This is a genomic window from Streptomyces sp. JLBG701 (assembly GCF_058544905.1).
Map to the genome: position 1 here is coordinate 2,104,815 of NZ_CM178588.1, position 25,181 is coordinate 2,129,995.

Genomic DNA, 25,181 nt, shown 5'->3' on the forward strand with positions numbered 1-25,181 from the left:
GTTCAGTCCTCCAGTGTGGCGACCAGCACGGCCTTGATGGTGTGCAACCGGTTCTCCGCCTGGTCGAAGACGGTGCAGGTGGGCGGGGGAAGACCTCGTTGGTGACCTCCGGCCCGTCGAGGCCGTGGGTGTCGAGCAGTTCCCGGTCCAGGCGGGTGCGGTGATCGTGAGGCGCCGACTGGTGCCGGGAACCGATGGAAGCTCCTGGAGAGCCGGTTCAGGCGTGCGGTACGACGGCGACGGGGCAGCCGACATGGTGCAGCGCCGCGTGAGTCACGGGCCCGATGTGCGTGCCGAGGTGGCCGTCCCGTATGCGGCGTCCCACCACGACGAGGGAGGCTCCGGACGACGCGCGCACCAGCGCGGTGGCCGCCCTTCCTTCGGAGACGGTCTCGGTCACGGAGGTCTCGGGGAACTTCTCGCACCACGGACGCAGCGCCGCGACGACGGTTCGTTCCTGTGCCGCGAGAAGCTCCGGCCCGGAGCCTGTGACCGCGTGCAGGTCGGCGCCGTCGGCCGACGGAACGCTGAAGGCATGGATCACGTGCAGTGCGGCGCCGTAGCGGTGGGCGGCTTCGAAGGCGAACTCGATCAGTTCGTCGCAGGGACGCCGGGTGTCCAGCCCGAGGACGACATCGCGGTACGGGGTCTCGGGGATCTCCTCCGGCGAGACACCGTCGGGCGTGGGAAGGTGCTCGTCGGCGGCGCTCTCACCCGCACGCACGAGCACTACGGGCTGCGGGGACCTGGCGACGACGCGCTGGGACACGGACCCGACCAGGAAGCCCGCGATACCGCCGAGTCCGCGGGAGCCGAGCACCAGCGACTCCGACTCCTCGGCCGCCGCGAGCAGGGCGGCGACCGCGGAGCCGGACACCAACTGGTCGACGACCCGCAGCCCGGGGTGCGCCGCACGGACGCTCATGACCGCCTGGTCCAGGGTCCGCTCGGCCCAATCGCCCTCACTCGCGTCCGCCGGTACGGAGGAGGCCGGGCGGGGATGCCACTGCCACGCGTGCACCAGCCTCAACGAGGCTCCGCGCCGCAGGGCCTCCCTGGCCGCCCACTGCGCGGCCGCGAGACTCTCGGGGGAACCGTCAACTCCTGCGGTGACCTGCCGAAGCATGCTGCCTACCTCCTACGTCCGAGCCTGTTGTGCACTTCCGGTTCGAGCGTCGTGCAGGAACGGCCTTGTACGCAGGGGCCGTACAGACCCCTCATGGACCCTTTCGGCCCCACTCCAGCCCGCAAAGGACTCGCACGGATGCCGACATCCACTCAGCGACGAATCAGAGTCCGATCGGGTCGGTGGGACGCCTCGGTCGTCCGCGTGGCCGTCGGCCGACGACGAACGTGGCGCCGCTGTGCCCGTAGCACCAGCGAGTCGAGCGCGGCGCTGAGCACGAAGGTGACCGCCATGGAGATCACCAGGAGGACGGCGAACAGCCTCCAGAACTCCGGGGTCAGTGACGTACCCACGATGAACACCCCCTTCGAATGGGTTGTCTCCCGGCTTCATCGAACCGCAGGGCCCGTTCCGGCACAGGGGGCCCAAGGGCTCTCACCGGGTACCGGGCGGCCCGGCCATGGGGCCTGGTGGCCCATGGCCCGCTACGGGGCATGGGCACACGCTGGACGTGACAGGTACGTACGCCCGGATCGGAGGCACGTCATGAACGCTCCCGCCACAGCCAGCATGCTGCGGGCGCTGCCCGCCGAGCACCGGCATAGGCTGATGCGCTTCGCTCGGGAAGTGTCGTTCCCGCAGGGCACACGCCTCTTCGAGGAAGGCGGCAAGGCGGATCGGTTCTGGATCATCCGTACCGGCACCGTCGCCCTCGACATGCACGTACCCGGCCATCGCGCGGCCGTCATCGAGACCCTCGGACACAACGAACTCATCGGCTGGTCCTGGCTGTTCGCCCCACACACCTGGCACCTGGGTGCCGAGGCGACCAGTCCGGTGCGTGCCTACGAGTTCGACGCCGCCACGATCCGCTCGATGTGCAACGACGACCCCGCGCTCGGCTCGAGCGTCGCCCAGTGGGTGGGTGGCGTCCTCGCCCACCGCCTGCGCTCGGCCCGGACCCGGCTGCTTGACCTGTACGCCCCTCACGGCAGCGGCAGCCTCCTGTGACCGCGCCGACGAGTCGAAGCGACAGCGACCAAGGAGGACTCATGCACGGCAGCCCGCACATCGTGAGCGACGTAATGAGCGAGACCGTCGCCGCCATCGGCCGCGAGGCCGCCTTCAAGGAGATCGTGCGGATGATGCAGGACTGGAAGGTCAGCGCCCTGCCCGTCCTGGAGGGCGAGGGCCGCGTCGTCGGGGTCGTGTCGGAGGCCGACCTGCTGCCCAAGGAGGAGTTCCGCGACAGCGACCCCGACCGGTACACCCAGCTGCGGCGCCTGTCCGACCTGGCGAAGGCCGGCGCGGTCACCGCGGGCGAGCTGATGACCTCTCCGGCCCTCACGGTCCATGCGGACGCGACGCTCGCGCAGGCCGCGCGGACCATGGCTCACGCGAGGGTCAAACGCCTGCCCGTCGTCGACGAACTGGGCATGCTGCAGGGCATCGTCAGCCGCGCCGACCTGCTCAAGGTGTTCCTGCGCGAGGACGAGGAGATCGCGGAGGAGGTCCGCCGGGAGGTGGTGTCCTACCTCTTCCCCGCGCCGACGTCAGCCGTACGCGTGGCGGTGCGGGACGGAGTCGTGACGCTCAGCGGCCGCATCCGGGACACGTCCCTGGTGCCCGTGGCCGCACGTCTGGTCCGGGCCATCGAGGGCGTCGTCAACGTGGAGTTCGACCTCGCCGAGCACAGCGGTTCCTCCGAGTCGGCCACTGCCCCGTCAGATCACAGCGAGAGCGAGAACGCGTCACCGTCATGACCCACAGCGAGTGAACAAGCCTCAGGAGACCGCCTCCAGAGACAACCAGAGCCACGACGGGAGAACGAGCCGCCGGGCCTTTCGGAGCGGACACCAGCTGCTCGTGTCCGTCTGTCCACACCGACATCGCGGTGCCGACCTTGGCGCCGGCCTTCACATTCGCACTGTCGACGGGATGTACCACCAGTCCGCGATGGGAGGGCCGGTCAGGGCGCATTCCAGACGCCAGTAGGGCCGGTCGGCCCTGATGCGGCCGGCTCCGAACGGCACGGGTCAGGTGATCCCGCGCAATGAACTCGGGCCGTTCGGAACCGGATAGGGCCGTACGACCCCTCCTGCGGCCACTGGCCTGGGCGCCAGGCTGGCTTCTGCTCACGACAAGCCCCGCCGACCCGTCGGCGTAGGGCGGGGAGGTGTTCCTGATGCGTTCTGCGGTTCTCGCTGTCCCGACCCTGGAGGACCTGGTCTCCGCGGCCATAGCTGCCCCCTCGATCCACAACACGCAGCCCTGGCGGTTCCGACTGGCCCCGGACAGCGCCACGCTGGAGATCCGTGCCGCGGCGGACCGCGGGCTGCGCCACATCGATCCGACCGGACGCGCCCTGCACCTCTCCGTGGGTTGCGCGGTGCTCAACCTCCGAGTGGCGGTGGCTCACTTCGGCAGGGAGCCGGTGACCCGGCTGCTGCCCCGGCCCGACGAGCCGAACCTCCTCGCGACCGTGCGGCTCGGCGGCACCACCGCCTCCTCCTCCACACCGCACCTGTACGACGCGCTGTGGCACCGGCACAGCAGCCGCTTCCCGTACTCCGAACGGCCGCTGCCCACCCCCGTCCTGGCCGAGCTCGCCGAGGCCGCGCACGCCGAAGGCGCCCTGTTGAGTCGTCCTGGACCGGCCGAGACCGACCGCCTGCTGCAGCTCACCCGAGAGGCTGAGCGTCGCAACACGGCCGACCCCGACAGGGCCGCGGAGAGCCGCCGCTGGGTGCACGAACCGAACGACGCGGCCCTCGGCATGCCGCCCGAGACACTGGGCCCACAGGACTTCCGGGACCGGATCCCCATGCGGGACTTCGGCGCCCATCGGCACCCGGCCGTGCTGGCCGCCCTGCCTTTCGAGACACGGCCGTCCCTCATGGTGCTGTCCACGCTGCACGACCGGCGGGCCGACTGGCTGCGCGCCGGCCAGGCACTCGAACGCGTCCTGCTGGTGGCCACCGCGCACGGCGCACGGGCGTCCCTGCTGCACCAGGCACTGGAGTGGCCCGACCTGCGCGACCAGCTCGGACGGGCCGATGGCGACCGGCGCGCTCACGCCCAGATGGTGCTCCGCCTCGGGTACGGGCCGGAGGGACTGCCTTCCCCGCGCAGGACAGCGGAACTGGCACTGGGCGCGGGCCCACCCAAGGCAGTGCGCCACGGGAGCGGTGATCGAGTGGCCTAGGAGGCGGCGACACTGCCGCGCAAGACGTACGAGAGGGAACTGCTACGCCTGCAGACGGAGTTGGTGAAGCTGCAGGTGTGGGCGCCCGTCTGGCCGTCGTCTTCGAGGGCCGGGACGCGGCGGGCAAGTGCGGCACCATCAAACGGGTCGCCGAGCATCTCAACCCGCGTGTCGCCCGGATTGGCTTCTGCACCAAGGAGGAGTGCCAACTCTTCCTGCGCAAGTACTGGTTCTCGGTGAGCAATGTTGAGCAGCAGGAGCGCTTGCGGCGCCGGCTGAACATGATCGCCCACCTGCTGTGCCTCGTGCGAGGCGTCCAGGAGCACCTTGCGGGCGTGGCCCTCGACGGTGCGCCGGCGCACTTCCACGTCCTCGGGGGCGTCGCGCAGCGCCGCCTCCAGCGTCTGGGCGGCCTGTTCCTCGTGCAGGCGGGCGGACTCGACGGCCAGCAGCGGATGGTCAGTGCTCTCGTGTGCGGGGCGCCGCCAAGCCCGTACGGCCTCCAGGGGCCCCCACGCCGCCGCGCCTCCTCGAAGGCGAAGCGCACGGCCGCCGACGGCTCCGGGTGTTCGCCGACGCCCACGACGACGCGTCCGCGGACAGCGGGCGTCACCTGGTTGTCATGGCTGCCGCGCGGCACGATCACCGGGCAGTGGGCGTGGGCGGCCACGGTCAGGCTCACCGAGCCGAGCAGCAGTTCGGTGATGCCACCGCGGCCCCGAGAGCCCACCACCAGCGCGGAGGCACGCCGTCGCTCGTGCACGAGGGCGTACTCGGGCTCCTCGAACACCACGTCGGTGGACACCCTCACACCGGGCTGCCGGGAGCGGGCGCGCCGGGCGGAGTCACCGACCAGGTCCTGGGGCAACACCTGCGCGGACGGCTTGCCGAGGTCGTGGGCAAGCTCCCACCGGCAGGCGTGGACCAGCCGCAGCGGCACGCCGCGCAGGACGGCCTCGTCGGCCGCCCAGTCCACGGCCCGCAGGCTCGGCTAGCCGTCCACGCCCACCACCAAGGGAAGCTCTGCCGTGTCCTTGACCAATGCTCCATGCGTGAGGATGCGTCAGTCGTGCGCGACGACGGCGACGGGGGCGGTGGCGTGGTGCAGGACGGCGTGCGTGACGGGGCCGATATGCGCGCCGAGCGGGCTACGGCGGATCCGGCGGCCCACGACGACCAGGGATGCCTCGCGGGAGGCGTCGATCAGTTGGATGGCGGGATTGCCGGAGCGGGACTCCTCGACGACCTTGACGGCCGGGTACTTCTCCTTCCAGCGGTGCAGCACCCCGGCCAGTGCGACAGCGTCCTGCTTGCCCAGCAAGGCGTTGAGCTCGGGGTCGGCGGGCAGGCCGTAGGCGAAGTACGGCGGCAGGGTCCAGGCGTGGACGACTCGCAGGGGTGTGACACGACGGGCGGCCGCCTCAAAGGCGAAGGTCAGCAGCGTGTCGTCGGGGCTGTCGGTGTCGAGCCCGAGGACGACGGGCCCGAACGGGTCCCCAGCGAACGGGATGCCGGACGGATCCATCGCATGCCCGTCCACGGCCTGCTCCCCCGCCCGCACGAGAACCACCGGCTGCTCGGCGTGCGCCACGACGGCCTGGCCCACGGAGCCGACGAGGAATCCTCCGATGCCGCTCACCCCTCGGGAGCCGAGGACCAGCAGCTCTGCGTCCTTCGCCGCCTCGGGCAGCACCTCGGCGGGCCGGCCGGGGACCTGCTCCACCGTCACGTCCAGACCGGGGTGACGCAGACGGAGCTCTTCGGCCGCCTCGCGCGGGATGCTCCCCCAGCCTTCGGCCGGGGGTACCCCCGCCTCGCTTCGCTCGCTCCACTGCAGCTGCGTCTCGGCGCCGAGGAACGGCGCCAGGGCCATGGGCGCGGGGACCGCCTCCCAGACGTGGACCAGCTTGACCTGAAGGAAGCGCCGCTTCGCCTCACGGGCCGCCCACTCGGCGGCGGCACGGCTCTCGGCCGAGCCATCGAGACCTACGACAACACTGCGGACCATGGTTTCTGCCTCCTCAACGGGGATTTGATTCCAGCGTGGTGGTGGCGGTGGTGCCGGAGGAGGGGCCGCAGGTCCCCAACCGGGGCCGGTGGGCCCTGTGGGTAGCAGGCGCGGGCTGGGGGTAACGGCCCCCTTCCCAGGGTCCGTTGGGCAGCCAGTCCGTGGGGGTGCGAGCCGCTGAGAAAGAGTCAGTCCGCCTGCTCGGTCCCCACACTGGAGGTCACCGGCCGCTGCCCTGGGCGGGACGAGTCATGGGCTACGCGGACGCACGCGGCGTGCGGTGGCCGTCCGGGCCGTACCCGAACCGGATCAGCAGCTGCGGGCAGCACCGCCGCCCCGATCCGTCCATCGCCGCCCGCAGGTCTGGCCACTCCATCGCCTGGTGCAGCATCGAGGTACGCACTCCGTGCACGGTCGCCGTGAGCAGCACGTGCTCCAGGGCCTGGCCCGCCCGCAGCCAGTCCTCCCTCCGGTCGCGCAGGGTCCACAGCAGGGCCACCTGAGCGTGGCGTTCGAAGCGCAGGGCGGGCAGATGCGGTGCGGGCAGCGGGCCGGTGAAGTCCCGCATCGGCATCCGTCCGGACGCGTCCCGGGGGCCCAGGGCGGTCAAGGGGATGCCGTAGGGGGTGTCGGCTCGCGGGAGAGTGATCCAGGTGTGCACCTCGGCGGTGCGGGCCGGATGGCCGGCGGTGCGGGCCTCGGCCGTCTGGGTCAGGCGCAGCAGGCGCCTGGTCCCCAGGATGTCGGGGACGTCCAGGTGCGCGCCCTCGGCCCGGGCGGCGCTGATCATCTCCGTGACGATCGGGTCCGGCACCGGGCGGCCGGTGAAGGGCATCCGGCTGGTGTGACGCCGCTGGACCGCCTCATACAGGTCGTGGAAGGACGGTTGCCCGTCGGCGGCGGGCACAGCCGTCAGTTGCACGGTGGCCAGCAGGTCGGGGTCGTTCGGGGCGGGCAGCAGTCGTACGACGGGATTCCAGCCCAGATGCGCCGCGGCCACACGAAGGTTGAAGACGGCGGCGCCCACCGACAGGTGCTGGGCCCGCAGGTCCGGATCGGCCATCGGCAGGGGCCTCCTGCGGTCGGCGCGGACCTCGATCGACCGGCTGTCCGGATCCAGGCCGAACCGCCAGGGCTGCGTGTTGTGGATCGACGGCGCGGCCACCGCCGCGGACATCAGGGCCTGAACGGCCGTAGCGTCGATTTCCCGGATCTGCATGACGGCTCCTCCACACGGTTCGTCCCCCGTTCCGTCAACCCTCGGCCACCGTCCCGCTCCGGGGGAGGGTTGACCGGCCCGCCATCGCGGGCCATGTGGCCTCATACGGCCCGCAGGACGACACCGATCGAGCCGACGACGAGAGATGCGTGGCCAGGGCCCGAGGGCAGCCCTGGCGCGCCGGGACCGGCCGTCGGGGTGCACGTTCAGACGCGTCGGATCGGTGCCGGCCGGGAGGAATGCATGTCGTATGGAAGGTGGAAGTCCCCTTCACGCGTAGGCCCGGAGGATGTCATGTCGTTCACCGATGAAGAGATCGCCTACATGCGGTCCCAGCCGCTCGCCCGCGTCGCGACGCTGTCTCCCGACGGCCGGCAGCCCGATGTCGTCCCCCTCGCCTTCGAGTACGACGGCACGTACTTCTGGGTCGGCGGGACCGGCTCCGCGGTCGCCGGGACCCGCAAGTTCCGCAACGTCCGGGCAGGCAACCACGAGGTGGCCCTCGTCATCGACGATCTGGTGTCCCTCGATCCGTTCGTCGCCCGAGGCGTACGGGTCTACGGCCGTGCCGAAGAGCCGGTCGAGCGCGTGGGGATGGTCGGCCCAGGCCTCTACATGCGCATCACGCCGACGGTCTCCTGGAGTTGGAACATGGCCGGTCGCCCGGTCGGCAAGGAGTGGTACCCGTCGCGGCGGTCGGTCCACGAGGCCCCGCCTCGCGACTAGGTTTTGCCCAACCCGTCAAAGGGGGGGCGGGAACACCGCACCAGCAGATCCGGTCCGCTCGGGTCCCGCCCGACAATCCCGATCATCAGGGCCGTACGACACCGGGCAGCGGGCCACTCGGCCCTGCTGGCGCGGCCGCTCGGCTGACACCGTGTCAACGGGCCGCACAAGGCCCCCATCCACCCCAAGGAGGTCCTCGCCATGCCCCGTACCGTGATCGTCGGACTGGACGGCTCGCCCGAAAGCCTGGCCGCGGCCGAGTGGGCCGCGCGCGAAGCGGAACGGCGGGGCCTCGCCGTTCACTTGGTGCACGCCTGGGACTGGCAACCGTACGCCCAGCCGCTGCCCGGCGACGCTCCGCACCGGCACTGGGGCGGCCACGTCCTGCGCGAGGCGACCGAGCGGCTGCACAACCGGCACCCGGATATGGAGATCACATCGGAGCAGGTTGCGCGGCCGCCCGTGACCGCGCTGCTTGCGGCGTCCGGCCACGCCGACCCGCTGGTCATCGGCTCCCGGGGCCTGAGCGGCGTCACCGGCTTCCTGGTCGGCTCGGTAGGGCTCGGCCTCGTGGCGCAGACCGAGCGGCCCGTCGTCCTCGTACGCTCCGGGGCGTGCGCCGAGGACGAGCACCAGCCGGACGCAGACGGCCGCCCTTCCGCCGCCACGCCTTTCCGGGACGTCGTGCTGGGGCTCGATCACAAGCAGCCCGCCGACACGGTCATCGCGTTCGCGTTCGAGGCCGCGGCCCGTCGTGCGGCGAGGCTGCGCGTGGTGCACGGCGCGAACCTGCCGCCTTACTTCGCCTACGGACTCGCCGCGGATCCAGCGCTGGGCGGCGAACTGGCCCGCCAGGAGGAGAGCGCCGTCGAGGCGGTACTGGCGCCATGGCGCGAGAAGTTCCCCGGTGTCGAGGTCGTCGAGCAGGCCGCGGTCGGGAACGCGGGCAGCCACCTGGTGGACGCCGCGGCCGACGCGTCGCTGGTCGTCGTCGGCCGGCGCATCCGCCGTACTCCGCTCGGCGCCCGCATCGGGCCCGTCACCCATGCCCTGCTGCACCACGCCACGGCACCGGTCGCGGTGGTCCCGCACCACTGACCAAGCAACGGGTGATCGGACGAGCCGGCACCGCGCCCGGGCCCCCAGAGGCCCCGAGCGTTTCGCCTCCCCCGGTCCACTCCGGTCGGGCGGCGCAGCTCGTCCCCATCTGCGCGCCCTGACCCGACCAAGTGGCGAAAGGGACGGTCGGCCCGTGCAGTGACCCGAGTGGGCCCTGTACCGGAAGGCCGTCCGGGAACAGGCTGACACCGACCGCCCGTACCGGGTGGAGCCGCTCCTCGTAGGGCCGATGCCATGGTTGCCGTAGCCGCTTTGCTCTGTCTGCTGATTCTTGTCGGCGCGTTGTACGACACGGCCCGCCTGCTGGCACCGGCTACGAGCCGTCGGTCGCCGCGGCGTCGGCTCCGGGACCGTCGCTCCGCGCTCGAGGCCGCCGAGCGGCGGCTTGTGGGACAGCGGATGCGCGGCCGGATCGACCCGGTCACGTACCAGGTGAGGATGTACTCCCTGGCCAACGGGCGGCTCGCACCCCGTGCAGGACGTCACGACTGACGCCGGGACACGTGGCATCCGTATGTCCGGGTTACCCGGCCTCAAGGACGTCCCGGACGGGGCGGCGTGGCGTGGCGGGGCCCTGTGGGCCGTATCCGAGGCGCAGCACCATCTGCACGTGGCCCTCGCCCGCCACCGGGTCGCGGACCGGTCACATAAACCGCGAGCGCTACGAGCAGATCATTGCCGGCTACCGGGAACTCATTACCCGAGCGACCATCACACTGATGACCAGGCGCCTCACCCGCCGCACGGCCCGCCCTGCCGAACGGCGCGACATCACCCTGTACTACCTGGCGCAGGCGGCCTGATCAATAAAGCTTCGTAACTGGCCTTCAGGATGAGACCCCGGCACCCGAATCCGCAGCACCCACTTGCCCTTGGGGGAGAACCATGGATACGGCACTTGGTGTTATAGCCAGCCTTCTCGGTGTCCTCGTCGGCGCCTCCCTTGCCCGACGGGCAGCCGACAGCCAACGGCGGCTCAATTTCACCTTTGATCTTCATCGAGAATACAACAGTTCGGACATGATACGCGCACGTCACGCTGCGGCAGAGCTGCTCAGAGGCCACCCTGAACTGGACTATCGGGAGCTCAGGGATCAGTTGGGCTACTCCGGCGCGGCCGACCTGGATCAAGTGATCTACTTTTTCCAAAGGTTATGGCTTGCTGTTGAATACGGGGCCGTTCAGGAGAAATACGTATCCCGCCTTTTCGGGGATTCTTTCTCTTGGTGGTACGAGCTGACCTTTCGCACCATGCTCGTGCCTACGGCAACCGAAATGGGTACCGATATCGATGCTCTGCAGCGTTGGATGGTCGACCATTCCACCGATGAACAACGCCAGTCCTGGCGGGGCGCCAACCTCGATGTCTGGAGGAGGCGCGATACCGGAACGTCGTAACGGGGCGCGAGAAGACTGGAGTACTCGGGCGCCTCGCTGGGCTGAACACTTTTGTTCAAATCATCGCGGCCTCCGTGCCCAGCGCGCCAGGGGGACGGCCTCGTGAAGGGCCGCGGTCTTACGCGGGTCGTCGACCTCGTGCCCGCGCGGGCACGTCCCCGGACAGGCCCTCGGCCCGGTCCGAAGCCTTGAGAAGGGGAGGTGGAGGTTCCGGGCCGGGGGCGGCGGGCCCCGGCCCCTTGGGCGACGAGGAGGAGGCCGGCCACCGACGAGCCGGACGGCTTGGCCCTGCAGACGTACGGCCTCGAGCCACCCGGCCGGCCCGGGATCGTCGATGAGCTCTCCTGGAGCCCGGTCGGCAGCGCGCGGGCGGACACCGGCGGCCGGCCCCTGAGCTCCCCCATCCTGCGCCGGACCATGCCTGCGAGCGGGACACCGCTGTCCCTTCGCAGCAGACCGGTCTCCAGAGCACCAAACGCCCGGCCAGCGCACCGTTCGTCGCGCTTTCTCCTCGCCGATGCGGACAAGATCGCGCCATCCTCGACCCGATGCGAGGGTCGGAGAGGCGGTGTCGTAGCTGCCGCGATCCCTGCTCTTCACACGCCCGTTCGTGCATCGGCCGTACCGTTGGGGGCATTCTGGGAACGTGCCAGAGGCACCTAGTCCGGAAGGAACGGGAATGGCGGGCACCCCGGCAGAACGACCGAGGGACAGATCGGCGGCGCCCCAGTCGCAGTTGGACGATCTGCTGGAGGGGTTGCAGGCCCAGGTGTCGCGGGTCGGGGCGACTCGCGACCGGGTGCACACGCTCCTGGATGCGGTGCTGGCGATCGGCTCCGACCTGGATCTCGATGTGGTACTACGGCGGATCACCGAGTCCGCGGTGGCCCTGGTCGACGCCGAGTACGGGGCGCTGGGGGTACTGGGCGAGGAAGGGCGGATCCAGCAGTTCATCACGGTCGGTGTGGACGAGGAGACCATCGGCGCGATCGGCCACTATCCCGAGGGCCGGGGCATCCTGGGGCTGCTGATCCGGGAGCCGGAGCCGCTGCGGCTGGCAGACCTGGGCCGGCATCCCGAGGCGGTGGGCTTCCCGGAAGGGCATCCGCCGATGACCACGTTCCTGGGTGCGCCGGTGCGGGTGCGCGAGAAGGTCTTCGGGAACCTGTATCTGACCGAGAAGCGCGGCGGGGGTCAGTTCGACGACGATGACGAGGCGGTGCTGCGCACGCTGGCGGCGGCAGCCGGGGTGGCCATCGAGCACGCCCGGCTGTACGACGACGCACGCCGCCGGGAGCGCTGGCTGGCGGCGAGTGGCGAGCTGACCCGCGGGCTGTTGTCGGGCACCGACCCGGACCAGGTGCTGCATCAGGTCGCCGCGACCGTCAGGCGGCTGGCCGGGGCCGATCTGGTCACGCTGGCGGTGCCGTTCAACGACGGCGACGGCCTGGTGATCGAGGCCGCTGACGGCGAGGGCGCTGAGCTGGTGCGCGGGCTGGTGCTGGCGGCCACGTCGCTGGCCGCGAAGGTCTACCACTCCAGCGAGCGGATCACCAGCAGCAGGCTGTCGGCGGAGCCCGAGGCGGAGGGCGGTTCCGCGGGGCGGCTTGACCTGGGGCCCGGATTCCTCCTCCCGCTGGGCACCGCCGAGCAGGTGCGCGGGGTGCTGCAGATCGCCAACCGGCCCGGCGGCCCGGACTTCCCCGACGCCGCCATGGCCATGATCGGCGGTTTCGCCGACCAGGCCGCGCTCGCCCTGGAGGTCGCCGAGCACCGCCGGGACGCGGATCAGCTGCTGGTCCTCAACGACCGCGACCGCATCGCCCGCGACCTGCACGACCTGGCCATCCAACGGCTGTTCGCCTCCGGGATGACCCTCAACTCGGTGCTCGGCCGGGTGGCCGACCGGCCCGAGGCGGCCGAGCGCATCCAGCGGGTGATCGACGATCTCGACGACACGATCAAGACGGTACGCAGCACGATCTTCGCGCTGCGTGAGCACGACCGTTCCGGGGGCCGCGGGGGGCTGCGCGCCCAGTTGGTCACCGAGACCGACCAGGCCGCCGAGACGCTCGGCTTCGCACCCTCACTGCGCATGACCGGTCTGCTCGACACCCACGTGCCCTCCGACCATGCCGAGCACCTCCTGGCAGTGCTGCGCGAGGCACTGTCGAACGCCGCCCGGCACGCTCACGCCACGCGCGTCGAGGTCACCGCCGAGACGGACGGCACCCGGCTGCTGCTGCGCGTGGCCGACAACGGCTCCGGCATCGATCCGGCCGTCACCCGCCGCAGCGGCCTGGCCAACCTCCAGCGGCGCGCCTCCGACCTGGGCGGCAGCCTGACGCTCGGGGCCAACCGGCCCACTGGCACCGTCATGGAATGGACCGTTCCCCTGCCCGCAACGGACGGAGAGTAGTCCGGGACAGGGCGGACCAGTGTCCAGTGCCCGTCGTGGCGCTTCACTAATGTGTCGCCGCCCGCTGCGTAGCCGACAGTCCCGGCCGCGACCACCAGCACGACGAGGCCGAGGGCTGTCGCGGCACGCTTCCGCCCCTGCGCTGACTCGGCGTCATGCGGCCCGGTGTGCCACGCCGTTCGGGCGTCCCCTGTAGTGCCGTTCGGCCCCACGGCTGGGGCCGGTCGCCTCGCGCCAGGGCCCTCCTCCGCCCGTCACCGTAGATGCGAAAGCTCGAACCTGTTCCGGCTGAGCATTCCGAGGCGTGCCGGGACCTACGCATGGGATGGCAACATGAGCCCGTTCCGGGATACCGAAGGATCACTCGCCGGGTCCGCCCCGGACCCCACCAAGTCCGGGCCCAGGGCCGCCACGGCGTGGACGACGTTGAAGTGGCTCGTCCCCGTCGCGGCCGGGCTGATCGTCTATCTGCTGCCGCAGCCCGACGGGATCAAGTCCGGCGGGTGGGCGGTCCTGGCCATCTTCACCGCGACAGTGCTCGGCCTGATCCTGCAGCCCCTGCCGCTGGGCGCGGTCGCCCTCGTCGGCCTCACCGCCACCATGATCACGGGCACGCTGGAGCCGGATGTCGCGCTGGGGGGCTTCTCCGAGCCGACGATCTGGCTGATCGTGGCGGCGTTCTTCATCTCCCTCGGCTTCACCAAGACGGGCCTGGGCCGCCGGATAGCGCTGCAGTTCGTCCGGGCCCTGGGCCGCAGCAGCCTCGGCCTGGCGTACGGCATCACCCTGACCGACCTGGTGTTGGCTCCGGCCACGCCCAGCAACACGGCCCGTTCCGGTGGCGTCATCCACCCCGTCATCCGCTCGCTCAGCACCACCGCCGGCTCACACCCCGGCGACGAGAGCCGCCGCAAGCTGGGCGCCTACCTGAGCGTGACCGCGATGCAGGTCAACACGGTCACCAGCGCCATGTTCCTGACCTCCATGGCCGCCAACCCACTGGTGCAGAAGCTCGCCGCCGACCACGGCGTACAGCTGACGTGGACCTCGTGGGCGATAGCGGCGATCGTGCCCGGCCTGGTCGCCCTGCTGGTCCTCCCCGCGCTGCTGTACCGCATCTTCCCGCCGGAACTGCGCCAGACCCCCGAGGCGCCGGGCCAGGCCCGCGCCCAGCTCGCCGAGCTCGGGCGGATGTCCCGCAACGAGTGGACCATGGCAGCGGTCTTCGTCCTGCTGCTCCTGCTCTGGTCGGTCGGCGGCCAGGTCTGGGACCTGTCGGCCACCGTCTCCGCCTTCACCGGCGTCGCCCTGCTGCTCGTGACCGGCGTACTGACCTGGGCCGACCTGGTCGCCGAGAAGTCGGCCTGGACCACCCTGGTCTGGTTCTCCGTCCTGGTCATGATGGCCGGCCAACTGCAGGACCTCGGCGTGATCGGCTGGTTCAGCGACTCGATCACCGATGCCGTCTCCGGCGTGGGGTGGCAGGCCGCCTTCGTGGCCCTGACCTTGGTCTACCTGTTCTCCCACTACCTGTTCGCCTCCAACACCGCGCACGTGGCCGCGATGTACGCCGCGTTCCTCACGGCGGCTGTGGCCACCGGGGCGCCGCCGGTGATGGCCGCGCTGGTGCTCGGCTTCATCAGCTCGCTGTACGGCGGTCTGACCCACTACGCCTCGGGCCCGGCACCCGTGCTGTTCGGCGGCGGGTACGTAACCCTCGGCGAGTGGTGGCGCACCGGCCTGGCCGCCGCAGCGGCCAACATCGTCATCTGGATGGGCGTCGGCGCCGTGTGGCTGAAGATCCTCGGCCACTGGTGAACGCACCCGCCAAGAACGCGATGACCGTCCGGCCCGGATGCTGTAGCCGGGCCGGACCGCGTGAGCCACGAAAACCCGCGCCGGTGGAAGGCCGGTGCGTCCGCACGGACGGCGACCCGGCCTTATGTCGTGCAGACCCCACCGCCGACCTCGACCTGATCCCCTGTCAGCCGGCGCTCGCCACCACTCCACTGCCCCCTGCGGAACGACACAGGTATCCCCCAGTGACCAGGGCCTGACCGGGCGGTGCAGGTCATCACATCGCTCACGATGTGCGGAGTGCCGTACACGGCGTCCGCCCGGGACATGGGCCGCAGGACCTGCCCCGGGGTTCCGGTCGAACCGGGAGTCGACCGTCCAGCATGTCGGCCACGGACAGGTTCGAGCAAGGGACGGACAGTAAGCGACATGTGGTGGCAGCGGGGTTCCCACTGCGTTGGGATGGCCTTCAACACTGCACGGCAGTGAACCAGGAGGTGCGCATGGGTGACTTCGTCGGACCGGAGTTGGCCCTGTCGGCGCCGACAGTCGGCCTGGACCAGTGTCGGCGCAGCACGGCCGTGCGCGACAGCGGGCCGGGAGCCGCCGAGGAGCGGTTCCGGGGACTGCTGGAAGCGGCGCCGGACGCCATGGTCATCGTCGACGACACCGGAACCATCAAGCTCGTCAACGCCCAGACCGAAGTGCTGTTCGGCTACCGGCGCGAGGAACTGCTGGGCCGCCCGGTCGAGTTGCTGATGCCGCACCGTTTCCACAGCCAGCACACCCTGCACCGCGAGGGTTACGCGGCCAATCGCCAGGTGCGGCCGATGGGCGCCGGGCTCGATCTGCGCGGGTTGCGCAAGGACGGCACCGAGTTCCCCGTGGAGATCAGTCTCAGCCCGCTGGAGACCTCGGACGGGCTGCTGGTCTCCGCCGCCGTCCGCGACGTCAGCGACCGCAAAGCAGCCGAGGCCCGCATCAACGAACTCGCCGCACTGGTCGAGTCGTCCCAGGACGCGATCCTCGCCAAGACCCTCGACGGATTCATCACCTACTGGAACACCGCCGCACAGAGCCTCTACGGCTACACGGCCGAGGAGGCCATCGGCCGACACGTGTCCCTGCTCGCCCCGTCCGGCCTGGAGAACGAGATCAACGCCCTGTTGGAGGGGCTTCGGCACGGCGAGAAGGTCGAGCACTTCGAGACGCTGCGGCTCACCAAGTCCGGCGCGTTGCTGGACGTCGACGTCACGCTGTGGCCGACCCGGGACACCGGTGGCACGGTGGTCGGCGCGTGCGCCATCGTGCGGGACATCAGCGACCGCAAGCACGCGGAGGCCGAACTCAAGACCCTCTACGAGCAGCAGCGGCACATCGCACTCACCCTGCAGCGCAGTCTCATGGGCACCCCGCCGGCCATCCCGGGCCTGGCCACTGCCAGCCGCTACCGTCCCGCGACCCAGGGCGCCGGCGTGGGCGGCGACTGGTTCGATCTGATCCCGCTCGGCGCCGGGCGGGTAGGTGTGCTCATCGGCGACGTCATGGGCCGCGGCCTCGAAGCCGCCGCCGTCATGGGCCAGTTGCGCTCGGCGGCACACGCACTGGCCAAGACCGGAATGCAGCCGCGCCAGTTGATGCAGGCCCTGGACACCTGTGTCACTGATCTCGACGTCCCCGACCAGCTCGTCACCTGCTGCTACGTGATCATCGCCCCGGACACCGGCACCGTGACCGTCTGTTCCGCGGGCCACCTGCCCGTCCTCGTCACCGCCCCGGGTGCCGGTGTCCGCAACCTCCCCGCGCCCGTGAATGCTCCCCTCGGCGTGGGCAACATTCTCTATGAGCAGTCCAGTGCGGATATCCCACCAGGAGCCGCCCTCATCCTCTACACCGACGGGCTGGTCGAGACACCCGGCAGCGACATCGAGGAACGAGTCGGTGAACTCACCGCCGTACTGAACGAATTCTTCACCGGCACCCCCTGCCTGGAAGCCGCCGCCGAGCACGTCCTGGCCAGCCTGCTGCCCGACGCCGACAGCCACGACGACGACGTCACCCTGCTCCTGGCCCAGCTCCCGGCCGCACCGCTGGCAGCGCTCACCACCGACCTCCCCGCCCTACCGTCTTCCGTACCCGAGGGGCGCGCCTTCCTCAGCAAGGCCCTCACCGCCTGGGAGTGCGCCACTCCGGTGGACGAAGCGCTTCTCCTGCTTTCAGAAATCCTCACCAACGCCGTCCAGCACGCCGCAGGCCCCATCGGCCTGCACCTGCGCCGCACCGCCACCGATCTCACCGTCGAGGTCAGCGACCACAGCCCACACCTCCCCCAGCCCCGCTTCGCGGCCGAGGACGACGAATCCGGACGCGGTCTCCTCCTCGTCCGTGCCCTCGCCGACAGCTGGGGCGTCCGCCCCACCGACGAGGGCAAGAGCACCTGGTTCACGCTCAAGCTGTGAGCCGCGCTGCACTACCCGCAGAGCGCCTTGCCCGAACGGGCCCGCTCGGCTCGGTATCGGTCGCCACGCCCGCTGCGCCGGCCGCGGACTACCAGTAGGCACCCTCTACTTCCGGACCATCGCGCTGCTCGACCTCGGTGTGGGCCCGCCCGCGGCCGTTGCCGCAGCGGTCGGCGTGCGCCGTGGCAACGGTTTGGCCTGTAAGACGGCCCTGGTGCTGTCGGGATGGCTGGCGCCTGGCGGCGCGCTGCCGTTGTCTAGTCGTCCGTAGGGCGCAGGCCGGCCAGGACGAGGTCGACCGCGTCCTCTGCCCAGCCCGTACGGCCGCTGCGGTCGGCCATGTAGTCGGCGTAGAAGGGGCCGAGGAGGGCGGAGACGGCTGCTTCCAGATCGGCGCCGGGGCGGATCTCACCGCGGTCACGGGCCTGTTCGAGGACCTCGCGCAGCAGCGCTCGCCTGGGCATGACGGTGCGTTCCCGCAACAAGGCGAGGAGTTCGGGGGTGTGTGCCTCCTCGGCCAAGCAGGTGCCGATGAGGGCCATACCGCGCACCCGTTCCACGGTCACGGCAAAGTCCTTCAGGACGGCGGTCAGGTCCGCCCGGGTGTTGCCGCTGGCCGGCGGGGCGTCGGCCATGCGCAAGGCTGCGAGGGCCGCGGTGAGGAGGTCTGCCTTGGTCTTCCAGCGCAGGTGGATGGTGGATTTGCTGACGTTGGCAGCGGCGGCCACCTGGCTGAGACTCATCCGGGTGTAGCCGTGCGAGGCGAGTAGTTCCAAGGCCGCCTGGAGGATGGCGGCGTCCTTCTCGGCCGATCGCGGCCGTCCCGCGCTCTTGGTCTGCGTGTCACCCATCCGGACAGGATAGGGGAATCCCGCACCGAGCGGTTCGGTACGGGATTCAGCGCGGGGGCACGGCGAGCGGCTGTAGGAACCTGGCGTCAGGGGGACCGGTCGATGGCCTCGTCCAGGGTGGTCATGGGGCGAAAGAGGTCGGCGAGGCGAGCCGCCTGCGGGATCCGCAGGATCATGGGGTGGGGGCAGACCAGGAGCAGGTGACCGCCGTGGGTCCGGGCGCTCTTGTGGGCGGGGCACAACAGCCTCAGGCCGGAGCAGGCGAAGAACTCGGTGGGACTGAGATCGATCGTCCAGTCAGTTGGTGGTCAGTGGCTGCGTGCCGTCCGGTTGGCCGAGGAGGCCCCCTGTCCCGCTCCGTCGAGGGCCGACGCCCCAGACCCCGGCGAGTGCAGTACGCGCACACCACTGTGAGGTGTTGTGCCGGCCCCACTTCCCGAGTGACGGCGATTCGACTCGGTGACTGCGTCACCCCGGTACCGACGCCGGAGGCCACCGGACCCGCTCCGGACATGTGCAGGGTGCTTGGCATGGCGATCGCGTCCTCGCGCGAGGTGTCCTCCCGGCGGCGGGCAGCGGGAGTTGCCCGGTTGGGATGCACACCGGGAGGACGGGGCCGGAGCTGTGCAGTCGGCGGTGCGGCTCCAGCCGGCTTCGCGTCGGTCGTCGCGCGGCTCGGGGGCTGGGAGCCTGTGTGGGGCGATTGCCCCGACTGCCCTGTGCAAAGCCTGGGCCGGTACCAGAGGGATCGGAAGTCGGATTGTCACCAGGTCTCCGACTGTTCACCCGACGCTGACGGCACTACGCAGGCTGGGACGGCCTGGACAGGGATTTCGTCCGGAGCGGGAGCTCTCCGACAATGCTTCGCGCAGTGGAGGAGCGGGAACGACGCCGCATGCGCCGTGTCTCGTCCTCAGTACGTCGCCGGATGTACGCCGTCAGACGGCGGTGCGAGCGCCGGCGATGTGGAAGTTGAAGTCGGCGTGGCCGAGCGCACCCCACAGACGCAGCCAGATCGGGAGAAGCATCTCGGTGCCGCGGGCGGTGCTGATGTCGCCCAGGTCGATGACGCTCGGCGCGGGCCAGCCGAAGGAGACCAGCAGCTCGGTCACCTGCTTCTTCGCGCCGGTGTCGTCGCCGGACACGAACACGGTGTGCTCGCCCGCGATTCGGGACGGATCAACCATGATCTGACAGTTCATGGTGTTGAGGGATTTGACGACCTTCGCCTCCGGGAAGCTGCGCTGAATCTGCTCGCCGAGGCTGTCGGTGTTGGCCGGGTTCAGTGACGGCGGCATCCCGACGGAAAAGTCGAGCGGGTTGGCGACGTCGATGAGCACTTTGCCCGCGAGGTTCGCCGCGCCCGCGGCCTCCAGGGCCTGCAGGCTGCTCGCGCCGGCGGTGGTGTTGACGACCGTCTCGCCCCAGGCGGCCGAGTCGGCAAAGGTCTCCAGGCGGACCTGCCCGTGCGCGGACTGCCACTGCGAGAACGGCGGGTTGCCCATGCCGTCGGGCCCCGTACGGGCGAGCGTGGCCTTCGGGTCGCGGGTGCCGATGACGACCTCGTGACCGAGGGAAGCGAGCTTGGCGGCGATCGTCCGGCCGACGATGCCGGTGCCGAGAACTGCGTAACGCATGAGCGTGGGTCCTTCCGAGAGCGGTGAACGCCTCGACCGAGCCGTCCGACGTCCCTTCAAAACTAAACCGAGTGGTTCGGTATTTCAAGCAGGTATGCTGACAGCATCCCGAAGAACCACCCGGAAAGCTGCCGCAGCACCGCAGGACGGCCGTGTTGTCCCAGCGAGGAGGGCGCCACGGCGCGGTGATCGCTGAGTCGTGTACCCATCACGGCCGTTCGGCCCCCGTCCTCGGACCGGGCCGTCCGCGCCCGGGCCCGGCTCACAAGGGGAGGTCCACCCCGTACAGCGTGCGGCCCCCGACGAGCTCGCGCCCGGTCACCAGCTCCGGGCTGATGCGGACGAAGACCTCCTCGGGCGAGCGCACCCAGGAACTCGGGCCGACCCGTGCCAGCCGCTTCTGCTCGCCAGGATCGGTCACGACCGTGGCCCGGCCGGTGACGACGACGCTCCAGCCGGCGTTCCTCGCAGCGTCGACCTCGTCCGCCTCGAAGGCGACCACCGCCCCGTCGACCGCGCGGGCCAGCTCCGAGGCGGCCGAGGTGCGCAGCAGCACCGTGCCGTCGCCATCAAGACAGAAGTTGACGGGCAGCACCGCGGGCAGGGCGTGTCGCGTGTGTACGATGCGGCCGACCGGCGCCTGTGCCAGCAAACGGAGGCACTCCTGCGGGTCGAGTTCACGGAATCCGTCGTTGGGGTACATGACCAGTCCGTCTTTCGCCGAGTACCGCGGTGTGCGGTTTCAGACCATCCTCAGCCGAAGGGCAGCGCGGGGTGAGGGGCCATCGGACCTGGCCGTGCCGGAAAGCAGCCCCAGTCCCACCGGGATCCGGCGCCGGACGGCAAGCGACCCCGATACGCACCCGCAGGTCACAGCGACTGTTCTTTGAGCCCATGTGCGAGTTCAGGGTTGTTGCCCGGCAGGTCCGACCGGTCCGGCCGCAGGGCCGATCGGCCCTTCCCTCGTCTCGCCTCGCCCTGTTGTCTCAGACCATGTCCGACATCGGCACCAAGCCCGCGCCTCACCACACGGAACGCACCGTCGGTGAAGCAACCGTCGTGGAGCTGCGCGGCGAGATCGACATCTTCACTGCGCCGTCCCTGGCGGCCCGGCTGGAGGCGCTCACCGCTGACCCGCACCCCGATCTGGTGCTCGACCTGCGCTCGATGGCCTTCATCGACTGCACCGGTCTGGGGGTCCTGTGCCGGGCTCGGAACCGAGTCGTGGCCCGGCACGGCCGGTTGCGGCTGGTCACCAACAGCGTCCGCTTCCGGCGGATCCTTCGCGCCGTGGGCCTGGCAGGGGTCTTCGAGCTGCACCCCAGCGTGGACGCGACCCTGGCCCTTACGCCCGAGACCGGCGACGTCCCCGCCCATGCGGGCTCATACCAGGGCTGGTAGGCCGGCGAATCGGTCCGCTGCCCGGGCCGCTGTGACGTCCGCGTCTGTGCGCGTGTACGGCGAGGGGCTGTCTCTGAGTCCGGGCAGACCGTGGTCAAGTCCGCTTGGACCGTAAGGCGGTGACCATCGGCCCACTGACGGCGGTGGCGGCGTGGGGAACCGTGGGTGACGTGGTTCCCGATCGACGGGCGAGGACGAGGAGTTGTGTGATGGCGAAGGCGTATCTGGTGGGCAGCGGCATCGCGGCACTGTCCGCGGCGACGTTCCTGATCCGCGACGGCGGTTTCCAGGGTTCGGACATCCGCCTCTTCGAAGGGCAGGGGAACATCGGCGGCAGCCTGGACGCGGGCGGCACGGCGGACGCCGGCTACACCATGCGCGGCGGACGGATGTTCGAGGCCGAGTTCCGCTGCACGTACGACCTGCTGTCCGCCATTCCCACCCTGGACGACCCGTCGGTGTCCGTGACACAGGAGATCCTGGCCGGGCACGAGGACTTCGCCTGGGACGACATCGCCCGTCTCGTCGACGGCGACGGAAAGATCGTCGACACCCGCTCCATGGGCTTCTCCGAACACGACCGCCTGGACCTGGTGCGGTGCCTGGCGGCCCCCGAGGGACACCTGGACGGCAAGCGGATCACGGACTGCTTCGGCGAGCACTTCTTCACGACGAACTTCTGGTTCATGTGGTGCACCACGTTCGCGTTCCAGCCCTGGCACAGCGCGATCGAGTTCCGGCGTTACCTGAGGCGCTTCATCCACCTCTTCCCCGAGTTCTCGTCCATGTCGGGCATCTACCGGACCCGTTACAACCAGTACGACTCCATCGTGCGGCCGCTGATCGCCTGGCTCCGCGAGCGCGGCGTCACCGTCGACACCGGCTGCCACGTCACCGACCTCGGCCTCGCGCCCGGGCACCGGAGCACCACAGTCGAGACCATCTATCTCTCCCGAAACGGACGCGACGAGAAGATCGCCGTGTCCTCCGAGGACCTGGTCCTGGTCACCAACGGCTCGATGACCGACGCCTCCAGCCTCGGCTCGCATACCGCCGCACCGCCACCGGCTCCCCACCGCTCGGCCGCCTGGCTGCTGTGGCACCGACTGGCCAGGGGACGCGACGACTTCGGCAACCCGGACCCCTTCGACAAGCACGTCAAGGAGTCCCGCTGGGAGTCGTTCACCGTCACCACCACGGACCCTGTCTTCCTCGACGCCCTGGCGAAGTTCAGCGGCCGCGAGACCGGCAAGGGCGGCCTGATGACCTTCACCGACTCCAACTGGCTGCTCACCATCGTCGCCAACCGCCAGCCGGTCTACCGCGACCAGCCCGATGGCGTCTCGGTCTGGTGGGGCTATGGACTGTTCCCCGGACGTGCGGGCAACAACACGCCCAAGCCGATGACGATGTGCTCCGGCCGGGAGATCCTCGAAGAGGTCCTGCACCACCTGCACCTCGACGAACCGACGGCGGCCCGCGTCCTTGAGACCTCCACCGTCGTGCCCTGCCTGATGCCGTACATCACCAGCCAGTTCCTGGCCCGCCGCCGCGACGACCGGCCAAAGGTCGTACCCGATGGATCGGTTAACCTCGCCTTCATCGGGCAGTTCGCGGAGGTGCCAGACGACGTCGTCTTCACCGTCGAGTACTCCGTACGCACCGCCTGGACAGCCGTGGCCCAACTCCTCGGCCTCGACAGGCGACCGCCTGCCGTCTACAAGGGTCACCACGACCCCCACGTCCTGGCCGCTGCCCTGGAAACCATGCACCGCCGGTAACCGCGTGGGGCGATCGGCAGACGCGTTCGGGTGGCGTCGAGCCCTTAACGCCGTGTGGGTGAGCGCCTCGACCGCCTCCGCCGGACGGTCGGGGTGGCCGACGCGGCGACAACTCGTAGTGCAGGTGCGGGAGTCGGTGCCAGGGGCGGTCGTGGCAACTGTCGTCTGCCACGCCGCCTCACCGTGCCCGCGGAGTGGCTTGGTAACCGAGGGCGGGAGTCGACGCCATGCCGCGGGCGGATCTGGATGCGTCGGCCAAGCGGCGGGACGCCGCCCAGCGGGTCTCCGGTCGGCTGACCGTCAGCAGCACGATCATCCAGACCGGCACCGACTCCCATCCGTCGGCCCGTATCGAGGCCCGGGCCGGACAAGCCGCCGCCTGGCCTGGGGCCCGGCAGACGGGAGGCTCCGGGACTTGATCGAGGGCCATGACAGCCCAGAGCCTCCCGCCGCTGGTCGCCTTCCGGCGGACGTGCGGTCCCAGACCCGACGCCGGGGCGGAGTTGGGACCGCCGACACATGCACGCGTCGTGTCACCGTCCCAACAGGCACCGTCCGTATCAGGACACGGCCACGTCAACCACGAGACGTGCCTCCCGCTGGTCTGGGAAAAGCTGAGGGAGGCTGACCACTCAGCATGCCGGCCGCTGCCAGCAGCCCTGATGGGAGCGGCCGGCTCCCGCGACCAGTCGGCCGCGGGAGCAAGGCGGTCCCCCCGGGCTGCTCTTCGGTCCCCCTGAGTTCCCCGAACCGGCCAGACGACACCGGCCCGCTTGACCCAAAGGAAGGGCGCGCATCGCGCGTGTCGGGCCGTCCGATGCCGACCTGACGGGGTCAGGGGGTGCGGGCCGCGTCTTCGGTGGTGAGGGGGATGCGCCAGCACAAACGGGTGCCGCCTTCGGGACGGTCGGCCACCTCGAACGTGCCGCCGAGCTTCTCCGCGCGGCGGCGCAGGTTGGTCAGGCCGCTGCTGTGGGTGAGCCGGCCCAGACCGCGACCGTTGTCGGAGACGTCCAGGAGCAGTTCGTCTCCGGCATGGACCGCGACCCAGGCGGCGGTGGCGTGGGCATGGCGGGCAACGTTGGACAATGCCTCACGCAACACGGCGAGCAGGTGCGCGGCGGTTTCGTCGGGCAGGGCGGCGTCGACAGGGCCGTCGAACTCGACCGAGGGGGCGAAGCCGAGCCGGTTCTGCGCGGTGGCGGTCTCGCCGAGGACCTGGGCGCGGAGACTGGCCGCCTTCTGGGTGGGCTGGTTGAGATTGAAGATGGTGCCGCGCAACTCGCGGATGGTGGCGTCGAGTTCGCCGATGACCGTGTGGATACGCGTCGCAGCGTCGGGGCGGGTGATGCGAGCGGTGATGCTCTGCAGGGCTAGGCCCGCGCCGAAGACCCGCTGGATCACCATGTCGTGCAAGTCGCGGGCGATGCGGTCGCGCTCGGCCATCACCTCGCGCTCGGCGCGGGCGGCGGCCAACTCGGCCTGGGCGACCAGTTGGTGAGTGATGTCCCGCGCCACCGTCGAGAAGCCGATCAGAGCCCCTTCCGCGTCGCGCATCGGCGAGACGGTGACCGCCACATCGACGTCCGTGCCGTCGGTACGGAGCCAGCGGCTCTGGTAGGAGTCGGCGTGCCCTTCGGAACGGATCTGCTCCACCACTGCCTGGAAGACGTGGAAGGCCGCGCCGGGCATGAGCGTGTCGATGGTCTGGCCGAGAATGCGCTGCTCGGTGTGGCCGAACAGCCGCTGCGCGCCGGGGTTCCAGGTCTGGATGAGGTGGCTGGGGCCGACCGAGATCATGGCATCGTCGGAAGAGGCCACGATGGCGGCGAGCCGGGCTTCGGCGCGCCGGGCCGCCTCCAGCTCGGTATGCAGGGCTATCAGGCCGCGGTTGGTGTCGTCCAGCTCCTGGCTCAGCTCGTCCACCAGCTGTGCGCGGCGCGCCAGTTCGGCCTGCTGTCCGGCCGCGTCGTCCGTGCCGTCGGCGATCCGGAGGCCATGGACGTCCCCCATATCTGACCGCCCTTCGCGTGGT

Annotated in this window: 21 protein-coding genes and 4 pseudogenes; 13 read left to right on the forward strand and 12 right to left on the reverse strand. The window is 70.5% G+C overall.

Going from position 1 to position 25,181, the window contains the following annotated elements; genetic code table 11:
- Positions 1 to 2: 2 nt before the first annotated feature.
- The 3 genes and pseudogenes from AC5DRG_RS09635 to AC5DRG_RS09645 all read right to left on the reverse strand — a co-directional run.
- Positions 3 to 169 (reverse strand): annotated as a pseudogene (locus AC5DRG_RS09635) (ornithine carbamoyltransferase); the annotation flags it as partial.
- Between the two features lie 48 nt (positions 170 to 217).
- A complete protein-coding gene (locus AC5DRG_RS09640; RefSeq protein WP_491809582.1) occupies positions 218 to 1,126 on the reverse strand; it encodes a universal stress protein in 909 nt (302 codons plus the stop codon).
- 152 nt (positions 1,127 to 1,278) lie between these two features.
- Positions 1,279 to 1,479: a hypothetical protein gene (locus tag AC5DRG_RS09645; protein WP_491809583.1), complete on the reverse strand. Its 201-nt coding sequence runs from the start codon at positions 1,477 to 1,479 to the stop codon at positions 1,279 to 1,281.
- 193 nt (positions 1,480 to 1,672) lie between these two features.
- On the opposite strand from AC5DRG_RS09645, the gene AC5DRG_RS09650 reads away from it, so the two are divergent.
- The 4 genes and pseudogenes from AC5DRG_RS09650 to AC5DRG_RS09665 form a co-directional block, all read left to right on the forward strand.
- Positions 1,673 to 2,137 carry a Crp/Fnr family transcriptional regulator gene (locus AC5DRG_RS09650; RefSeq protein WP_491809584.1) on the forward strand — a complete coding sequence of 155 codons (465 nt, stop codon included), beginning with the start codon at positions 1,673 to 1,675 and terminating at the stop codon, positions 2,135 to 2,137.
- Between the two features lie 41 nt (positions 2,138 to 2,178).
- The gene (locus tag AC5DRG_RS09655; protein ID WP_491809585.1) at positions 2,179 to 2,889 is read left to right on the forward strand and encodes a CBS domain-containing protein; all 711 of its coding nucleotides are present in this window, start codon (positions 2,179 to 2,181) and stop codon (positions 2,887 to 2,889) included.
- 422 nt (positions 2,890 to 3,311) lie between these two features.
- A complete protein-coding gene (locus AC5DRG_RS09660) occupies positions 3,312 to 4,331 on the forward strand; it encodes an Acg family FMN-binding oxidoreductase (RefSeq protein WP_491809586.1) in 1,020 nt (339 codons plus the stop codon).
- A 12-nt stretch (positions 4,332 to 4,343) separates the two neighbouring features.
- A pseudogene (locus tag AC5DRG_RS09665) lies at positions 4,344 to 4,609 on the forward strand (polyphosphate kinase 2 family protein); the annotation flags it as partial.
- Here the strand turns inward: AC5DRG_RS09665 and AC5DRG_RS09670 are convergent.
- From AC5DRG_RS09670 to AC5DRG_RS09680, 3 genes and pseudogenes are all read right to left on the reverse strand, one after another.
- Positions 4,568 to 5,316 (reverse strand): annotated as a pseudogene (locus AC5DRG_RS09670) (universal stress protein); the annotation flags it as partial. The pseudogenes AC5DRG_RS09665 and AC5DRG_RS09670 overlap by 42 nt on opposite strands.
- A gap of 78 nt (positions 5,317 to 5,394) precedes the next feature.
- Positions 5,395 to 6,339, reverse strand: a complete 945-nt coding sequence (locus tag AC5DRG_RS09675; protein ID WP_491809587.1) for a universal stress protein — start codon at positions 6,337 to 6,339, stop codon at positions 5,395 to 5,397.
- Between the two features lie 256 nt (positions 6,340 to 6,595).
- A complete protein-coding gene (locus AC5DRG_RS09680; RefSeq protein ID WP_491809588.1) occupies positions 6,596 to 7,558 on the reverse strand; it encodes an Acg family FMN-binding oxidoreductase in 963 nt (320 codons plus the stop codon).
- Positions 7,559 to 7,852: 294 nt separating this feature from the next.
- Between AC5DRG_RS09680 and AC5DRG_RS09685 the strand changes: the two genes are divergently transcribed.
- Positions 7,853 to 8,284: a PPOX class F420-dependent oxidoreductase gene (locus AC5DRG_RS09685; RefSeq protein WP_491809589.1), complete on the forward strand. Its 432-nt coding sequence runs from the start codon at positions 7,853 to 7,855 to the stop codon at positions 8,282 to 8,284.
- 201 nt (positions 8,285 to 8,485) lie between these two features.
- On the forward strand, positions 8,486 to 9,382 hold the full coding sequence (locus AC5DRG_RS09690; RefSeq protein WP_491809590.1) for a universal stress protein: 897 nt from the start codon (positions 8,486 to 8,488) through the stop codon (positions 9,380 to 9,382).
- Between the two features lie 544 nt (positions 9,383 to 9,926).
- On the opposite strand, the pseudogene AC5DRG_RS09695 reads toward AC5DRG_RS09690, so the two are convergent.
- A pseudogene (locus AC5DRG_RS09695) lies at positions 9,927 to 10,040 on the reverse strand (Acg family FMN-binding oxidoreductase); the annotation flags it as partial.
- Between the two features lie 248 nt (positions 10,041 to 10,288).
- On the opposite strand from AC5DRG_RS09695, the gene AC5DRG_RS09700 reads away from it, so the two are divergent.
- The 4 genes from AC5DRG_RS09700 (at position 10,289) to AC5DRG_RS09715 (ending at position 17,476) form a co-directional block, all read left to right on the forward strand.
- The gene (locus AC5DRG_RS09700) at positions 10,289 to 10,801 is read left to right on the forward strand and encodes a hypothetical protein (RefSeq protein ID WP_491809591.1); all 513 of its coding nucleotides are present in this window, start codon (positions 10,289 to 10,291) and stop codon (positions 10,799 to 10,801) included.
- Between the two features lie 679 nt (positions 10,802 to 11,480).
- Positions 11,481 to 13,220 carry a sensor histidine kinase gene (locus tag AC5DRG_RS09705; RefSeq protein WP_491809592.1) on the forward strand — a complete coding sequence of 580 codons (1,740 nt, stop codon included), beginning with the start codon at positions 11,481 to 11,483 and terminating at the stop codon, positions 13,218 to 13,220.
- 333 nt (positions 13,221 to 13,553) lie between these two features.
- Positions 13,554 to 15,038 (forward strand): anion permease, encoded by a 1,485-nt coding sequence (locus tag AC5DRG_RS09710; protein WP_491809593.1) that lies wholly within the window; start codon positions 13,554 to 13,556, stop codon positions 15,036 to 15,038.
- Between the two features lie 482 nt (positions 15,039 to 15,520).
- Positions 15,521 to 17,476 (forward strand): PAS domain S-box protein, encoded by a 1,956-nt coding sequence (locus tag AC5DRG_RS09715; RefSeq protein WP_491809594.1) that lies wholly within the window; start codon positions 15,521 to 15,523, stop codon positions 17,474 to 17,476.
- A 257-nt stretch (positions 17,477 to 17,733) separates the two neighbouring features.
- Here the strand turns inward: AC5DRG_RS09715 and AC5DRG_RS09720 are convergent, their stop codons facing one another.
- The 4 genes from AC5DRG_RS09720 to AC5DRG_RS09735 all read right to left on the reverse strand — a co-directional run bounded on the left by AC5DRG_RS09720 (position 17,734) and on the right by AC5DRG_RS09735 (position 20,667).
- Positions 17,734 to 18,327, reverse strand: a complete 594-nt coding sequence (locus AC5DRG_RS09720; protein WP_491809595.1) for a TetR/AcrR family transcriptional regulator — start codon at positions 18,325 to 18,327, stop codon at positions 17,734 to 17,736.
- An 86-nt stretch (positions 18,328 to 18,413) separates the two neighbouring features.
- On the reverse strand, positions 18,414 to 18,617 hold the full coding sequence (locus AC5DRG_RS09725) for an STAS domain-containing protein (protein ID WP_491813004.1): 204 nt from the start codon (positions 18,615 to 18,617) through the stop codon (positions 18,414 to 18,416).
- A gap of 648 nt (positions 18,618 to 19,265) precedes the next feature.
- The gene (locus AC5DRG_RS09730) at positions 19,266 to 19,964 is read right to left on the reverse strand and encodes an NADPH-dependent F420 reductase (protein WP_491809596.1); all 699 of its coding nucleotides are present in this window, start codon (positions 19,962 to 19,964) and stop codon (positions 19,266 to 19,268) included.
- Positions 19,965 to 20,226: 262 nt separating this feature from the next.
- Positions 20,227 to 20,667: a pyridoxamine 5'-phosphate oxidase family protein gene (locus AC5DRG_RS09735; RefSeq protein ID WP_491809597.1), complete on the reverse strand. Its 441-nt coding sequence runs from the start codon at positions 20,665 to 20,667 to the stop codon at positions 20,227 to 20,229.
- A 290-nt stretch (positions 20,668 to 20,957) separates the two neighbouring features.
- Between AC5DRG_RS09735 and AC5DRG_RS09740 the strand changes: the two genes are divergently transcribed.
- The 3 genes from AC5DRG_RS09740 to AC5DRG_RS09750 all read left to right on the forward strand — a co-directional run bounded on the left by AC5DRG_RS09740 (position 20,958) and on the right by AC5DRG_RS09750 (position 23,565).
- On the forward strand, positions 20,958 to 21,365 hold the full coding sequence (locus AC5DRG_RS09740; RefSeq protein ID WP_491809598.1) for an STAS domain-containing protein: 408 nt from the start codon (positions 20,958 to 20,960) through the stop codon (positions 21,363 to 21,365).
- A gap of 209 nt (positions 21,366 to 21,574) precedes the next feature.
- Complete coding sequence (locus AC5DRG_RS09745; RefSeq protein WP_491809599.1) at positions 21,575 to 23,146, forward strand: oleate hydratase; 1,572 nt, start codon at positions 21,575 to 21,577, stop codon at positions 23,144 to 23,146.
- Positions 23,147 to 23,373: 227 nt separating this feature from the next.
- Entirely contained in the window at positions 23,374 to 23,565 is a 192-nt protein-coding gene (locus tag AC5DRG_RS09750; RefSeq protein WP_491809600.1) for a hypothetical protein, read from the forward strand.
- Positions 23,566 to 23,980: 415 nt separating this feature from the next.
- Here the strand turns inward: AC5DRG_RS09750 and AC5DRG_RS09755 are convergent, their stop codons facing one another.
- Entirely contained in the window at positions 23,981 to 25,159 is a 1,179-nt protein-coding gene (locus AC5DRG_RS09755) for a PAS domain-containing sensor histidine kinase (RefSeq protein WP_491809601.1), read from the reverse strand.
- Positions 25,160 to 25,181: the final 22 nt, after the last annotated feature.